General features: G+C 36.8%; 10 protein-coding genes. 8 read left to right on the plus strand and 2 right to left on the minus strand.

Going from position 1 to position 15,975, the window contains the following annotated elements; translation table 11 throughout:
• Nucleotides 1–77: 77 nt before the first annotated feature.
• The 8 genes from ACTJIW_RS13955 to ACTJIW_RS13990 all read left to right on the plus strand — a co-directional run bounded on the left by ACTJIW_RS13955 (nucleotide 78) and on the right by ACTJIW_RS13990 (nucleotide 11,221).
• A complete protein-coding gene (locus ACTJIW_RS13955) occupies nucleotides 78–3,221 on the plus strand; it encodes a SusC/RagA family TonB-linked outer membrane protein (protein ID WP_149206806.1) in 3,144 nt (1,047 codons plus the stop codon).
• A 6-nt stretch (nucleotides 3,222–3,227) separates the two neighbouring features.
• Complete coding sequence (locus ACTJIW_RS13960) at nucleotides 3,228–4,763, plus strand: RagB/SusD family nutrient uptake outer membrane protein (RefSeq protein ID WP_149206807.1); 1,536 nt, start codon at nucleotides 3,228–3,230, stop codon at nucleotides 4,761–4,763.
• Nucleotides 4,764–4,921: 158 nt separating this feature from the next.
• Nucleotides 4,922–6,451, plus strand: a complete 1,530-nt coding sequence (locus ACTJIW_RS13965; protein ID WP_440716873.1) for a sialate O-acetylesterase — start codon at nucleotides 4,922–4,924, stop codon at nucleotides 6,449–6,451.
• A gap of 143 nt (nucleotides 6,452–6,594) precedes the next feature.
• Nucleotides 6,595–7,665 carry a glycoside hydrolase family protein gene (locus ACTJIW_RS13970; RefSeq protein ID WP_440716874.1) on the plus strand — a complete coding sequence of 357 codons (1,071 nt, stop codon included), beginning with the start codon at nucleotides 6,595–6,597 and terminating at the stop codon, nucleotides 7,663–7,665.
• A gap of 10 nt (nucleotides 7,666–7,675) precedes the next feature.
• Nucleotides 7,676–7,999 (plus strand): L-rhamnose mutarotase, encoded by a 324-nt coding sequence (gene rhaM / locus ACTJIW_RS13975; RefSeq protein ID WP_274250543.1) that lies wholly within the window; start codon nucleotides 7,676–7,678, stop codon nucleotides 7,997–7,999.
• Between the two features lie 38 nt (nucleotides 8,000–8,037).
• Nucleotides 8,038–9,327, plus strand: coding sequence for a DUF4861 domain-containing protein (locus tag ACTJIW_RS13980; RefSeq protein ID WP_440716875.1), 1,290 nt, complete (start codon nucleotides 8,038–8,040; stop codon nucleotides 9,325–9,327).
• Nucleotides 9,328–9,408: 81 nt separating this feature from the next.
• Nucleotides 9,409–10,737 (plus strand): rhamnogalacturonidase, encoded by a 1,329-nt coding sequence (locus tag ACTJIW_RS13985; protein WP_440716876.1) that lies wholly within the window; start codon nucleotides 9,409–9,411, stop codon nucleotides 10,735–10,737.
• Nucleotides 10,738–11,044: 307 nt separating this feature from the next.
• Nucleotides 11,045–11,221, plus strand: coding sequence for a histone H1 (locus ACTJIW_RS13990; protein WP_012026201.1), 177 nt, complete (start codon nucleotides 11,045–11,047; stop codon nucleotides 11,219–11,221).
• Between the two features lie 172 nt (nucleotides 11,222–11,393).
• On the opposite strand, the gene ACTJIW_RS13995 is transcribed toward ACTJIW_RS13990, so the two are convergent.
• Together ACTJIW_RS13995 and ACTJIW_RS14000 are read right to left on the minus strand one after the other, a co-directional pair.
• A complete protein-coding gene (locus tag ACTJIW_RS13995; RefSeq protein WP_440716877.1) occupies nucleotides 11,394–12,869 on the minus strand; it encodes a rhamnogalacturonan acetylesterase in 1,476 nt (491 codons plus the stop codon).
• Nucleotides 12,870–13,063: 194 nt separating this feature from the next.
• A complete protein-coding gene (locus ACTJIW_RS14000) occupies nucleotides 13,064–15,919 on the minus strand; it encodes a glycoside hydrolase family 2 TIM barrel-domain containing protein (protein WP_440716878.1) in 2,856 nt (951 codons plus the stop codon).
• Between the last annotated feature and the right edge of the window lie 56 nt (nucleotides 15,920–15,975).

Genomic DNA, 15,975 nt, shown 5'->3' on the forward strand with positions numbered 1-15,975 from the left:
GGATACTACAGGATACTGCGAAAAGTGCTTCTAAATAAATTTGGTTTGAACTAATTAACTAACCAAATTGAACTTTTATGAAAAACAAGCTTAATCTTTTGCTGATTATGGCCCTGTTTGTACTAGCGTACTCATCAGGCTATGCGCAAGAAAAAACGGTGACAGGAACCGTTACCGATCCAGCCAAATTATCAATACCTGGGGTTAACGTAATTGTCAAGGGAACCAACAGGTCGACCAGTACAGATTTTGACGGAAAATATACAATTTCGGCCGCTCCGGGAGAAACATTAGTTTTTTCGTTTGTGGGATTTGTAAAGCAGGAAATAAAAATTGGCGCTGCACCGAGTTACAATATTTCAATGGAAGCCGAAAGTGCCAACCTGAGTGAAGTTGTAGTAATTGGTTACGGTACTCAAAAGAAAAAACTTACCTCTGGAGCAATTTCAGGAATTAAGACCGAATCTTTCACGGAACGTCCGATTTCGAGAATCGATCAGGGATTAATTGGTCAGGTAGCCGGAGTTCGTGTAAAACAGACTACAGGTTTACCGGGACAGCCTTTTAGTATCGAAATCAGGGGAGCAGGTTCTATTACAGCAGGAAACGAGCCTTTGTACGTAATTGACGGATTTCCAATTTATACTGAAGGATCAAACAGTAACGGAGGATTTTCAAACGGAAGTCCGCTTGATAATATGAACCCGAATGATGTGGCTTCGATTGAAGTTTTAAAAGATGCTTCGGCAGCTGCTATTTACGGTTCGAGAGCTTCAAATGGAGTAGTAATTATTACAACCAAAAAAGGGAAAAAAGGAAAACCGAAATTTACTTTTAATACCTACGGAGGGGTTAACAAAGAAGTTAACCGAGTAGACATGCTTACCGCTGAAGGATGGATTAGCCGTGCTAAAACGATGATTGATTCACAATGGGTAGGATCTGGAATTGCCGGAGCATCTGCCAGCCAGACTACGGCAGAAAGAATTGCAGCTTATAACGCTGTAAACCCAACAGCTCCGCTTACAACAGCCAATTCGAGATATTACACCTATCTGCATGATGACAGATGGGATATGCCGGGACATCCTGGATTAGATTACATCGACTGGCAGGATAAAGTATTCCGTACGGGAGAATTCAGCAACTATCAATTAACCGCTTCGGGAGCTACAGATGCAGTAAATTATTATGTTTCTGCCAACTATCAAAAAAATACCGGATATATTGTGGGAACAGATTATTCTCTTTTCTCTGCAAGAGCCAATATAGATATTAAGCTTTCTGAAAACTTTAAAATGGGAATCAATCTGGCACCTTCGTATTCGATTAAAAACGATCCGGGTGTTGAAGGAAAAGACAATACACTCTTTAAAGCACTAACAGCAACTCCGGTTTTTGAAAGTGCAGCAAATGCAGCTGGAGAAAAATATACAACACGTTATGCCTGGGGTTCGAGTACAACCAACATGCTGAATGCTCTGGCAAGAACAGGAAGAAACTCTATGTACAGAAACCTGATTTCTGGATATGCCAGTTATCAGTTTGCTAAAAGTTTTACGCTGAAAAGCACCATCAACTTTGATAATTCAGACAACGTAAACGAAAGTTACACGCCAAATGATGTAATTGCAAGTATCAGAGGAGCCTATAATACGTACAGAAGACAGAATATCGTAAACGAAAATACACTGACTTATGATAAAACTTTTGGAAATCATAGCTTTAACCTGCTTTTAGGAGAGTCATTTAATGCGTATGAAATTACAAAATCGACTATGTCTTCGGGAGCGCTTTACAACAGTTCAAGTATCGAAACTCTGCCTGCCGGATCTATTGGTTCTACAACTGCAGAAAAAAATACATTGTTATCTTATTTTTCTCGTATTCAGTACAATTTCAAAGAAAAATATATTTTGGCAGCGAGTATTAGACGTGACGGTTCTTCTAAATTTGGAACCGACAGAAGATGGGGAACTTTTTCGTCTCTTTCTTTAGGATGGAGAGTAAAACAAGAAGCATTTTTACAAAATGTTGACTGGTTAACTGAACTTAAATTAAGAGCGAGCACTGGTATAAATGGAAGTAACAATATTGGAAGTTATGCGCAGTATGCTACTCTTGGAACTTACAATTACTCAATTGGCGGTGCAGTAGCCATAGGTCAGGGAGCCGCTTCTATACCAAACCCTTCATTACACTGGGAAGAATCAAAAAGTATAGATTTTGGTCTTGATTTCGGAATCATCAAAAACAGACTTACGGGAACTTTCGAGTTATATAGAAAAAACAACAGCGAACTGCTTTTAAGAGTTCCGGTTCCGGGAGATTCTGGTTTTCAAACGTATTTAACCAACATTGGAGAGGTACAAAATCAGGGATGGGAATTTGAGTTAAACTCTTTAAACGTGAAAACGCCGAGTTTTGAATGGAGAACTTCTGCCAATATCAGCCATAACGAAAATAAAGTTTTGGCATTAGGTCCTGATCAGTCAAAAATTGAAATAAGCAATGCTTATGACGGAGGTGTTCCGTTTGTGAAACTGGAAGTTGGAAAACCAATGTATACCATCTTTGGTTTACAGCAGAATGGTGTAATCACTCAGGCAGATATTGATGCAGGAGGTACAACGATTGGAGGAAATAAACTGGTTCTTGGAGATCCTAGATATGTAGATCAGAACGGAGATAAAAAAATCAATTCAGAAGACCGTGTTGATTTAGGAAATCCAACACCAAAATATACTTGGGGAATTACCAACAATTTTAAATACAAAGATTTTGATTTGAGTGTTTTGGTACAAGGACAAAACGGAGGAACAGTTTACGGATTAACAGGACGTGCAATTGACCGTACCGGAATGGGATCTGTAGAAAATTCTTTAAATGTTGATCCGGCAGTGAGAGGAAACTGGAGAACTTCTTTTGGTTATCAGGCAAACTCAGACTGGTTGTACAAATCTGATTATGTAAGTGTTAGAAGCATTTCAATTGGATACAATTTAAGACAGGCTCTTAAAGGAATTTCAAGAATTGATAACGCAAGATTATATGTAACGGGCGAAAACTGGTTCTATTGGAACAAATACAAAGTAGGTTTCAACCCAGAAGCCGTAAATACTTCAGCAAGTTCAAACAGCGATTTTTCGGTACCGGTAGATTACGGAGGAGCGCCTTTGGCAAAATCTTTAGTGATCGGGCTTAACATTAATTTTAATTAAAAGAAAATGAAAAAATATATCTTCATAGCGGCAGGTGCTCTACTATTATTTGCACAGTCATCTTGTACAGACGAGCTGACACAGCTGCCTTTGTCTCAGGGAACAATTGAGAATTTTTATGCAACTCCCGGCGATTTTGTTCAGGCCAGAAATGCAACCTATTCAATAGCTTTTCACGGAACAAGCGTATATGGTTATGCAAACCGATTAATGAATTTAAGCGAAACCAGATCAGATAATTTGATGGCCACTACACAAGCATCAAGAGACTGGGAAGGAATTAACAGTTTTTATACTTCTATTAGTTCTAACACTTATGTGAAAGAAGCGTATTTAACGAATTACAATGCCATTTACAAAGCCAATCAGTTATTAGAAAAAATAGCCGAAAAAGGAGATGCCATTTTTACAAATCCGGCAGATAAAACTGCAATGGCTGCAGAGGCCCGTTTTCTTAGAGCATTTTGTTATTTTGATTTAGTAAGATGGTTTGGCCGAGTGCCTTTAATAGACAAAACAGTAACGGCTCAGGAAGCATCAAAAATACCAAGAAGTGCTGTTGTCGATATTTATAAACTAATTATCTCAGATTTAGAACTGGCTATTCCGGATCTTGCTCCGTCTTATGATACTGCCAATTTTGGACGAGTTACTAAATATGGTGCAAAAGCTATTTTAGGTTTGGTTTACATGACACGTTCAAGCCCGACTTACGGAATTGACGGAGCAATGCTGGGCTTAAACGAATGGGACAAAGCCTACAAAGAATTAAACGATATTAAATTAAGCGGTTTATATGCCTTTGGAACAGATTACGATCCAATTTTTAAAACCGAAGGAAATGCTAATAAAGAAAATGTATTGGTAATTCCGTACACACAAAATATTTCAACTCCGGTAGGAGGTAACTTTATGGTAGAATTAGGATATGAACCTTATTTTGCTTCTTTAAATTTATCGGCACAAGGAGCTTTAGAAGCAAGACCAATTTCAAACGGATTCATGAATATGTTTACCGCATCAGATAAAAGAAAAATTTTCGGAATCGCGACAAGTTATACCGTAGCTTCAGGAACTTACAAAGGCAGTTATACACTTCCGGTTTTCAAAAAATATATCGATGCAGCAAGATATGGAAACGGTCGTGAAGACTGGGGAGTTGATTTTATGATTACTCGTTACACAGATGTATTAATGCTTATGGCCGAATGTACGCTGCATGGCGGAGGAGGTTCTCAGGCAGAAGTTGACGATATTGTAAACAAAGTAAGAACCAGAGCCGGACTTACTGCAAACGCTTCAAATATTACACTTGACCAATTATTTGACGAAAGAAGAAAAGAATTCTTTGCAGAAGGAACAAGATGGTTTGATTTAATAAGATCTGGAAAAGCGGTAACCATTATGAACGCCTGGAAAGCGGCCGAAGATACTGAAAACAAAATCAGAACTATTGATAATAATTCATTGTTATATCCAATTCCGTTATCAGAAATTTTAGCGGTTCCTGGACTTTACGATCAAAATCTTGGTTACGATTAATAAATTTTGCCCCACTTTTATTTTTTGTTTTTTTTTGAAAGAAGCTGTCTTTTCTGACAGCTTTTTTTTCATTTTTGTATTACAGAAAACAGGAAAGCACAGGATGCATAACTGGTGTAACTATTTTAAATTTAAAATGTACTTAAAAATCAATGCCAATGATTAACTCAAAAAAATTACTGTTTCTTTTTTTAGTTTTAAGTGTAAAATTCTCTGTAACAGCACAAGTAAAACTGCCGGCTTTAGTTGGTGATAATATGGTTTTACAGCAGAATGCCAAAGTTAATTTATGGGGATGGGCTTCTCCAAACGAAAAAATCACTCTTAATTTAGGGTGGGCAAATAATCCAGTTGAGGTAACAGCCGATGCAGAAGGAAACTGGAAAACAGCCGTTTCTACACCAAACGGAAGCGACAAAGCCTTTGATATCACAATTAATGCTTCTAATAAAATTGTACTAAAAAATATTCTGATAGGTGAAGTCTGGCTTTGTTCCGGGCAATCAAATATGTTTTTCCCTGTTGGAAGAGAAGAAGGAACCTGGAAAACCGGAGTTAAAAATTACGAAGAAGAAGTAAAAAACGCTTCATTCTCTAATATCAGATTATTTACTGTAGCGCTTAATGCTTCACCAAAACCGCTTGAAGATGTTACAGGAAACTGGAAAATATGTTCGCCTGAAAACATCAAAACATTTTCGGCTGTTGCTTATTTTTTCGGAAGAGATTTATACCAAAAACTAAATGTACCAATTGGGTTAATTTCGACTTCATGGGGAGGAACAAAAGCCGAAGCATGGACAGCTCAAAATATTTTAGAAGACGAAACCGCGTTTCTGCCTATTCTTCAGGAAGATGCTAAAAATGAAAAAATACATCAGGAAAAACTCGAAGCCTACTATCTGGCTTTAACCAATGAAAGAATTGCAAGTGCTGCCAACGCTCCAAAAGGACAGTTGAAAAAGCCTAAAAAAGAACCCAACAAAACTTCGTATGTTTTATACAATGCCATGTTACACCCAATTGTAAACTACACCATAAAAGGTGCAATCTGGTATCAGGGCGAAAGCAACTCCGGAAAAGCTTATTTGTACAGAAGTTTGTTTCCGGCAATGGTAAAGAGCTGGAGAGACGAATGGAAGCAGGGCGATTTCCCGTTTTATTATGTACAAATTACACCGCACAAAGGACAAAATGCCGAAATACGCGAAGCACAGTTAATGTCATTAAAAACAATTCCAAACAGCGGTATGGCCGTAACAACCGATGTTGGCGACGCGCAGAACATTCACCCAATCGATAAAAAGACAGTAGGTTACAGACTCGCCTTGATTGCGAGAGCGAAAACCTATGGCGAAAACAAACTCGTTTATTCAGGACCGATTTTCAATCACATGAAAATAAAGAAACAAAAAGCACAATTGTTTTTTGATTACGCCGATTCCGGATTAAAGAAAACAGGTGATGTTTTAAAAGAATTTGAAATTGCCGGAGAAGATCAGATTTTTTATCCCGCCGATGCTAAAATTGACGGAAAAACTGTTGTCGTTTCTTCTTCAAAAGTAAAAGAACCAGCAGCTGTTCGTTTTGCATGGAAAGCCGTTCCCGAACCCAATTTATTCAATAATGACAATTTACCGGCTTCTCCTTTTAGAACAGACGACTGGGTAATAGTTGAAAAGAAGTAAAGCTTATTTTTTAAACACATAGAAACATAGTTTGCAGAAGCTTCGGAGCTATGTGTAAAAACTAGTTTTTAAAGAGCTTTTTTAGAGAATTAAAAATCTATGTTTCTATGTGTTTAAAACAAAAAAACAAAATCAAAGATCAAATGAATAGAAGACAATTTATAATAGGAAATTCTTTGGCTGTTATGGGATTATGTCTTCCATTTTCGGCGAAAGCCCTTACTATTTTAGACGATCCCAGACTTTCAGATTTTGAGAAAAAACTCCGTCCAGTTGGGCGGGCTTTAGAATTTGAAGAGTATTATGTTTGGTGCAACAGCCCGATTGAAGGTCCGGACGGAAAAATTCACGTCTTTTTTTCGAGATGGAAAAAATCAAAAAGCATGAGCGGCTGGATAAACGGTTCAGAAATTGCCCATGCCGTTGCCGACAAACCAGAAGGTCCTTATGAATATGTCAGCACTATTTTAGCGCCAAGAGGCGAAGGTTATTGGGATGCCACAACCTGCCATAATCCAAGTATTCATTTTGTAGACGGAAAATATGCGCTTTTTTTCATGGGAAATTCCAATGGAAAAATGGATACCAAACGCATCGGCTTAGCCGTTTCAGATTCACTTTACGGCCCGTGGAAACGACCAGATCAACCATTGCTGCTTCCGGGAGAAACAGGTTCTTGGGACGATCTGCTGACCACAAATCCTTCTTTTTTAAAACATCCAAACGGAGAATACTGGCTTTATTATAAATCATTGGATACAGAAAATTATGTGCATCCAAAATTTCCCGTAAAAGGAAACCGAAAATACGGACTGGCAGTTTCTAAATCACTCAAAGGACCTTATATAAAATCATCGGAAAATCCCGTAATTGATTTTTCAAAACTCGGCGATAATAAACAATGCGAAGATGCTTTTGTATGGTACGAAAACAAGAAATTTAAAATGCTGGCACGGGATATGGGAGTTTTTGGAATGGATTACGGACTTTATATGGATTCTGATGACGGAATTCACTGGAATAACCCGCAGATTTCCTATCAGCCCTTAGATAAATATATCAAACAGCCCGATGCGCCAAAACATTTAAACCGCTACGGACGTGCCGAACGCCCGCAGTTATTGTTTCAAAACGGAAAAGCGACCTATATGTTCACCGCTTCACAAGGCGGAAAATACGAAACTGCTTCGGCCTTTATTTTTAAGATAATTTAAAAGTGAAAAAATGGAAGACACAATTAGAAATGCTTTTACGATGAAAGTAAAATCAGGTTTTGAAACCGAATATAAAATCAGACACGATCAAATCTGGCCTGAACTCACGGCACTGCTTTCAGAAAGCGGGATTTGTGATTATTCTATTTTTCTAGATGAAGAAACCGGAATTCTATTTGGTGTTCAAAAATTAAGCACAGGTTTTGACCGTTCACAGCTTTCCAGTCATCCGCTTATGCGGAAATGGTGGAATCACATGTCTGATATAATGGAAACAAATCCAGATAATTCACCCAAAACAAACTCCCTAAAAGAGGTTTTTCATTTAGATTAAATGATTAAATTGTTTTTCAATAAAAAAGTAATAAAATAATGAAAGGTACAATCAAACTTTATGCCCCAATTGCATTTTCAATGTTAGTTTTTGCAAACGCTAATGCGCAGAAAAAAACGGGAAATACAATTGTCTTAAAAAACACTTCCAGCTTAGAACTGCCTCAAAAAGCAGTTGCTATAAAAAGAAAACAGCTTTCTTCACAAAATGATTCAGGAAAATATCCAATTTTAATTTATAAAAACGATACAATTCCGGCTCAGGTAAATGATTTAGACGGCGATGGAAAATGGGACGAATTGTTTCTGGTAACTGATTTTGCTCCAAAAGAAGAAAAGAAAGCCGTTTTGAGCTGGTCAGATATTGATCCGAAATTCACGATAAGAACAAGTGCCAGATTTGGAAAAAGAGAGGGGAAGAATCTGCCGGTTCATCCCGATACTCAAGAAGTTTTATTAGCAAATCAGGTTCTTAAAAAACTCGGTTACCAAAAATACCAAACCGACGGACCAACTTGGGAAAATGATAAAGTAGGTTTCAGGCATTATCTGGACGGAAGAAACTGTAAAGACGTTTTTGGTAAAAAAACACCCGGAATTACACCAGAAGATGTAGGGATAAACATCAAAGGAGAAGTTGAAGACAATTATCACGTAATGCTCGACTGGGGCAGGGACATTTTTCCGGTAGGAAGCTCATCAGGATTAGGAGGTTTTGCTTTATTAACGAGCGACAATAAATTACACCGGTTAGGAATTCTTGCCAACGATACTGTAAATAATATTGAGAAAACGACTTTTAAAATTGTAAGCGAAGGCCCTGAAAATTCAGTTTTAAATTATAAATACGAAAATTGGGAAGCCTCAGGAAATAAATATCAGGCAGAAGAAACCGCTTCAATCTGGCCGGGAATGTACGGTTATAAAAATACCGTTTCTGTAAACGGTTTAAAAGACAATGATATTGTTTTAATTACCCTTTCTAACATTAACAACCAAAATCCGCTGCAGGTAATCGATTCAGGAGATTTTGTATGCCTTATTCAGCATGATAAATTAACCTACGAACGCCAGTGGATTTTAGGAACAGCCATACTATTTCCAAAAGATCTTTATAAAGGATATATAGAAGCACCCAAAAAAGGACAGCTGACAGATTCGTATTTAATAAAAACTTCTGCTAAAAACAACCAGCAGATAAGTTATTACCCAATAGCCGGCTGGGAACTAAGCGCAGACAAAGGCTTTAAGGATTCGGCTTATTTTACCAGTTATGTAACAACTCTTGCCAAACAATTATCTGCAAAAGTAAAAGTTGAGGTAAAATAATGAGATAACACAAATGCAATACCTTGTCAAAGCTTGAAACTTTGACAAAGTTCAATAACCACAAAATTAACAACTAACCCAATGAAAACCATCTTAAAAATTATATTCTGTGTTATTGCCTTTGCTCAAACGGCAATTTCGCAGAATTACACTAATGACACATTTCCTGACGGAAGTCCGATCTCGAATTGGTTTAAAGAATATTCGAAAATTCAGCTGAAAGATTTAGGAAAAAAATACACCATAACCGATTTTGGAGTAAGTAAAGACAGTACTAAAATCCAGACCACTGCCATACAAAAAGTAATTGATAAAGCTTCGGCAAATGGAGGAGGAGTAATCGTGATTCCAAAAGGTGTTTTTTTAAGCGGCGCCTTATTCTTTAAACCCAAAACAGCTTTGTATGTATCAGAAGGAGGCGTTTTAAAAGGATCAGATAATATTGCCGATTTCCCTATTATGCCATCAAGGATGGAAGGACAGAACCTGGATTATTTTCCTGCACTTGTAAATGCCTATAATGTTGATAATTTCTCGATTTCAGGAAAAGGGACAATAAACGGAAATGGAAAAAAATACTGGGAAGCCTTTTGGGAACGACGCAAAGAAAACCCAAAATGCACTAATCTAGAAGTTTCAAGGCCAAGATTAGTTTTTGTGTGGAATTCCAATAACGTACAGTTTCAGGATGTAAAACTGATCAATTCCGGTTTCTGGACCAATCACTTTTATAAATGCAATAATGTGAAACTGCTTGATTTGTATATTTTTTCGCCGCACATCGAAATTAAAGCACCAAGTACAGATGCTATAGATATTGATATCTGCAATAACTTTTTGGTAAAAGGCTGTTATATGTCCGTTAACGACGATGCCATTGCCTTAAAAGGAGGAAAAGGCCCTTATGCCGATCAGGATAAAAACAACGGCCCTAACTCGAATATTATTATAGAAGACTGCAATTTCGGATTCTGTCATTCAGCCTTAACAAATGGAAGTGAATCGATCCATAACCGAAATGTAATTATGAGAAACTGCAAGATAGACGGAGCTTCGAGAATGTTATGGCTTAAAATGCGTCCCGATACACCGCAGCGATACGAATACATACGAGTAGAAGATATAAAAGGGCAGGCCAAAACTGGTCTGGCGATTTTTGCCTGGAAACAGTTTTTTGATTTAAAAGGCCGTCCTGATATTCCGTTATCTTACGGAGATAATGTAACGCTGAAAAATATCAATCTAAAATGTGATACATTTTACGGAGTCGAAAACGATCCGAATGTTCGTTTAACCAATTTTACATTTGAAAATTTAAATATCGAAACCGTAAAAACGAATATTGATAAAAGCGTAATAAAAGGTGTTGAATTTAAGAATGTCTACGTGAATAAGCAGTTAATCGAGTAATTTTTCCGCACATTCTCAATTCGGTATACAGGATTTTAAGCCAAAATCTTATGTTTTTTAACACTTTTAAAAGTTTAGTAAAAAATATTTTATGCCTCAATGTAAAGCCTTCAGTAATGGTTGTGATTTTAATTTTGTTAGTAAATGTCTGATTAATAGTTTATTGTAAAAGGAAAATTTTCAAAAATTTGAAGCGTAAACTTTTAGTTAAATTTAGACTTAAAAAACAATGATAATTTTAACAGCAAATATGTTGTAACTCTCAGGCAAGTTTCTATTTTTGCGCCTTAATTTAATAATTATAAGCATGAAAGATCTATTAGTAAAAATCAACGCCGAAATTGAAACATTCAAAGCAGAAGCTGAATCTTTAACTGAAAAAGGTATCAAAGCTGCAGGACCAAGAGCACGTAAAGCTACTTTAGAAATCGAAAAACTTTTGAAAGAGTTCAGAAAAGTTTCTATCGAAGAATCAAAAAAATAATACAACTAAACCTCGTCCCTCGACGAGGTTTTTTTATGGGTTTAAGTGGAATTAGAATTTTGTTTTAATTTCCATTACTTAACCGCAAAGCACGCCAGATTTTTTCAGATATAGTTAAATAACGCAAAGTTCATAATTAATAATTGACAATTTATAATTAACAATTAACAATTCATAATTCATAATTCTTCTTAATACATTCCGCTGCAGTTAAAGCATTCAAATCAGCACCTTCAATGCCTGTATGCGTATGATCTTTTGGGAAAAATACTTTTACCTTTTCTTTTCCCAAAGCCTCATATTTTTGAGCCACAGCCTCGCTTAAGTCAATATAAAACACGTTTTCTTTCTCAGCAATTTCTTTAGACCATTTAATATAAGTATCCGTTCTGCGCTCTACTTTATCGTTTGGCCATTCGTTTCTTGGCGTTAAACTCAAAACAATCGGAATCGCACCTTTTGCTTTAGCTTCGCGAATAAACTTCGTCATGTACCAGCCAAAAGTATGAACGATTTCTTTTGAACCATCAGGACGAATCACTTCCTGCGTTTCATCGCCAATTCCTTTTAAAGAACCTCTGAATTTTTCCTTGTCAACCGCGCCGGCATCATTATGCCCAAATTGAATCAAAACTAAATTTCCCGGCTGTAACTGATTTTTGACTTCATCCCAAAGACCTTCATAATCAAACGTTCTGCTGCTTCGGCCGCCTTTTGCTTTATTAATTACTTCAATTCGGGTAGTATCGCAGTATTTAGGAAACACAACGCCCCAGCCCACAGCATCCGGATTTCCATTATCGGCCATAGTAGAATCGCCAATTAAAAAGACTTTGTTTTTAACTGGCAGCACAATTTTTGGATTTTTTAAAATGTAGTTTTTTAATGAATTTTTACTGTTTTTCAATTCCTCAATAATTATTGAAGCAGACAAAACAGCGCCTTTTGAAGAAGTATGCGTATGGTCTTTTTTATAAAAATAAGTACCCGTAACCTTTTCTTCACCTGATTTTTCCATTTCAAGCGCCATTTTCTCATTCAAATTGATGAACGTAACTTTCTCTTTTTCGGCAATTTGTTTCGCCCATAAACCGTATGAAGCATCATTGCGGGGCACTTTTCCATCTTTCCAGTCATTTCTCGGAATTGGCGAACACACAATCGGAATCGCGCCTTTTGATTTTGCTTCGCGAATTACTTTCTGAATATACCAGCCGTAACTGTGTACGATTTCGTGTTTTTTGGTGAGAATGTTATCAATTTCCTGAGTTTCGTTTCCAATCCCTTTTATAGTGCCGCGAGCACGCAGACTGTCATTTATAGGTCCGTCATCATTATGTCCAAACTGAATTAAAACATAATCCCCTTTTTTTAGTTTATTTAAAACCGCATTCCATAAACCTTTATCCTGAAAAGTTCTGCTGCTGGTACCGCCCAAAGCATGATTTTCTACATTAATTTTGGTTGTATCCAAAAACTGCCCAATAAAATCTCCCCAGCCCCAAAGTCCGCCAGCGCCGTTGCCTTTTCCGTTTTTTACGGTAGAATCACCAATCATAAAAAGAGTGGGTTTGTTGTATTGTTTTGGTGTAAAATTGAAGAATAATACAGCCAGAAATAAAAAGAAAAGTATTTTAAGTGATTTCATGTTTTTTTTTAATTGTGAATTGTGAGTTGTGAATTGTGAGTTGTGGAATGATTTTATTTAACCGCAAGGTTCGCAAAGTTTTTTTAAACTATTTTTGAAATAGCGCAAAGCACGCAAGACTTTGCGAACCTTGCGTAAATCTTTGCGAACCTTGCGGTTAAATGATATTGTGTTTTTTCAACCTAAAGCAAAATTTAGTTTCTAAAATCAAACCATAAATCCATTTTTATTCCGTCGTCGCCTTTTTTAATTCGGATGTTTGTGGGCTGGCTTTGCGGACCTTGCTGTTCCAAAGGTTTAAAATCTCTCATAGCCGGAATTTCATACATAAACGAAATATCGCCTTCGGGAAAATCAGGCTGGGGAGAACTTCCAGGAAAACCATTTTTAGGTAAATCAGGTGTAAATAATCTCAAAAATAAATTATCAGATTCGCTGAAAACCTTAAACGATGAGGTTCCGGCTTTTAAACTGGCACCCAATAAATTCGCGTGATACCCTTTAAACTCAGGATAGATCAGGTTTTCAAAACTTTCTCCCGTAATCGTATTGTTGTATTCCTTCTCCCAAAATCCGTATGTGGTTCCTTTAATTCTGTTTTTCCAAACTCTGTACGGACCTCTTCCAAACCATTTAATTCCTGTAACTTCTTGCTCAGGAAAACGAAACGTAATACCAAAAGCATTGATTTTATCCTCAAAAAAAGCACCGTCAAAACCTTCACCTCCAGAAGCATTTTTTAAAGCCAATAACTCCATTTTAAATCTCCCGTCAGCTTCCATAATCCATTTTATAGAAGATAATCCGCCTGAATAATTTACAATACAGATTGCTTTTTCAGCTTCCTGAGAAATCTGAATATCTTTTAATTTGGCTTTCATGCCAATTGGGCGAGGACCATTCGTAAGCGGAATTACAGCCATTTTATTGCTTATTTTTTGAATTTCTCCCGTGAAAGTATTTAGAATTACCGTAACATCATTTCCTTTTAAAGTGATTTCAGAATCGGTTTTAGTTACCGAAGCTTTTGCTTTTGTATTTTGAACCGCCAGAAATTTAGAAACATAAAAACCCGCTTTATGAATAGGCCAGGTCCAGGTATAAATTTCTTTATTAAATTGGTCAAAAGCCGTAATCGATAAAATATCACCTTCAAAGAAATTTTGCGGTACATCAAATTTTATTTTTCGGGTTTCTCCCGGATCAATACTCGGAATTTCAATTTTTCCACGGCTTATTTCCTGAGCTGTTTTATTAGAATACAAAACATCATTTTCAGATTTTAAAACTTTGAATTCCATTTTACAGGAATTTAAATTACTGAACAAATAATCATTGGTAATCAAAAAAGAACCATCAAAGGAATCTGTAATTTGTTTGGGCTGAAACTGAATTGGTGCCCAAATTTCTTTAACCGAAAAATAACTGCCTTCTTTTTCACGATGAGGTCCAAGAATTCCGTCGGCTGCTAAAGAACCTTTAGAGTCAAATTTTTGTTCGCCTTTCCAGTCCGAACGTTTTACCGCTTCGTCGAGCATTGCCCACATAAAACCTCCGGCAAAAAGCGGACTTTCTTTGTACCGATTCCAGAAATCTTCCAGCGCCGCGCCGTGTCCGTTATCATACGTTCCGTGCATAAATTCGGTTGGAAAAAACACGTTTTCACCAGAATTGAAACGATGCATTCCCGTTAAATAAGTAGGATAATGATGTGTGTCCCAGCCGTTAAAATCGGCCCACGGATGAATGACAATCCTTTTCTGCGGATCATTTTCGGCAAAAACTTTGTCGACTTCATTATTCCAGCCGCCTTCATTTCCGTTATCCCAAATAATAACTGATGGATGATTGACATCGCGTGCGACCATTTCTTTAACCAGTTTAGTTCCGGTTTCGGTATCATACGAATTCTGCCAGCCCGCCAATTCGTTTAAAACAAAAAGACCGAGCGAATCACAGACTTGCAGAAAATGATCGTCAGGCGGATAATGCCCGCGAACGGCATTCATATTCATGTCTTTAATTAATTGAACGTCCAGCTCGCTGATACGTTTGCTCGTGCTTCGTCCGCCTTCCGGCCAAAACGAATGACGATTAATACCTTTCATAATAATTTTGGTACCGTTTACATAAATGCCGTCTTTCTTTTTAAACTCTAAAGTTCTAAAACCAATTTTGGTGTCATATTCATGAAGTACAGCTCCATTTTGTTTTAAAACCAGTTTTAAATTGTACAAGTTTGGCGTTTCTGGATTCCACGGTTTGATGTTTTCCCATTTCGCAGTTATTGTTTTTTTTGTATTTTTCGCTTTAAGCGGAAAAGTAAAAGCAGGGAAATTTTCTCCATTTTTACCTGAAAGTGAAACCTCTAAAAGCGTATTTTTTGGAATTTGCTGCAGATTTAAATCAACCGTAATTGATCCGTCCATTTTTGGATTTACCGCAATATTTTCGATATGTGTTTTTGGAGAAACTTCTAGCCAAACGGGACGATAAATACCGCCAAAAAGCCACCAGTCTGCTCTTCTTTCAGCATTATTTACTGATTTATTAGCAGAATGTTTCCAAACATGAACCTCCAAAGTATTTTTAGAACCAAATTTTAAAAGTGATGAAATATCATATTTAAACTCGTAAAAACCTCCCTGATGTATGGGTCCAGCAGTTTTCCCGTTAATTTTTACTTCTGTATCCGTCATTGCTCCGCCAAAAGCAATTAGAATAGTTTTGTTTTTATAATCAAGCGGTATTTCAAAATCATATTTATATAAGCCTTCTTCCTTGCTGGGCTCTTTCTGGTTTAATTCTTTGTACCAGCGTCCGTACGTATATTCGCCAAAACCTTCCAGTTCCCATTGCGAAGGCACATTTATTTTAGACCATACATTACTATTGTTTCCATCTGTACAATAAAAATCCCATTGAACAGGATGCTCAAAATCTTTTCCTGAAAGGTAAATTTTATCTGTTTTTTGTGCTTTTATATTCGGAATAATAAAAAAACAATGTAAGAGAAAAAATAAAGTTCTGATTGGTTTTTTTGAAAGCATAGAGTGGATTCGGACTTTAAAACAGGTTAGTATTTCGTGGTTTAAAAACTTCTTTT

The organism is Flavobacterium sp. 22659, from assembly GCF_052044235.1.
Lineage (GTDB): Bacteria > Bacteroidota > Bacteroidia > Flavobacteriales > Flavobacteriaceae > Flavobacterium > Flavobacterium johnsoniae.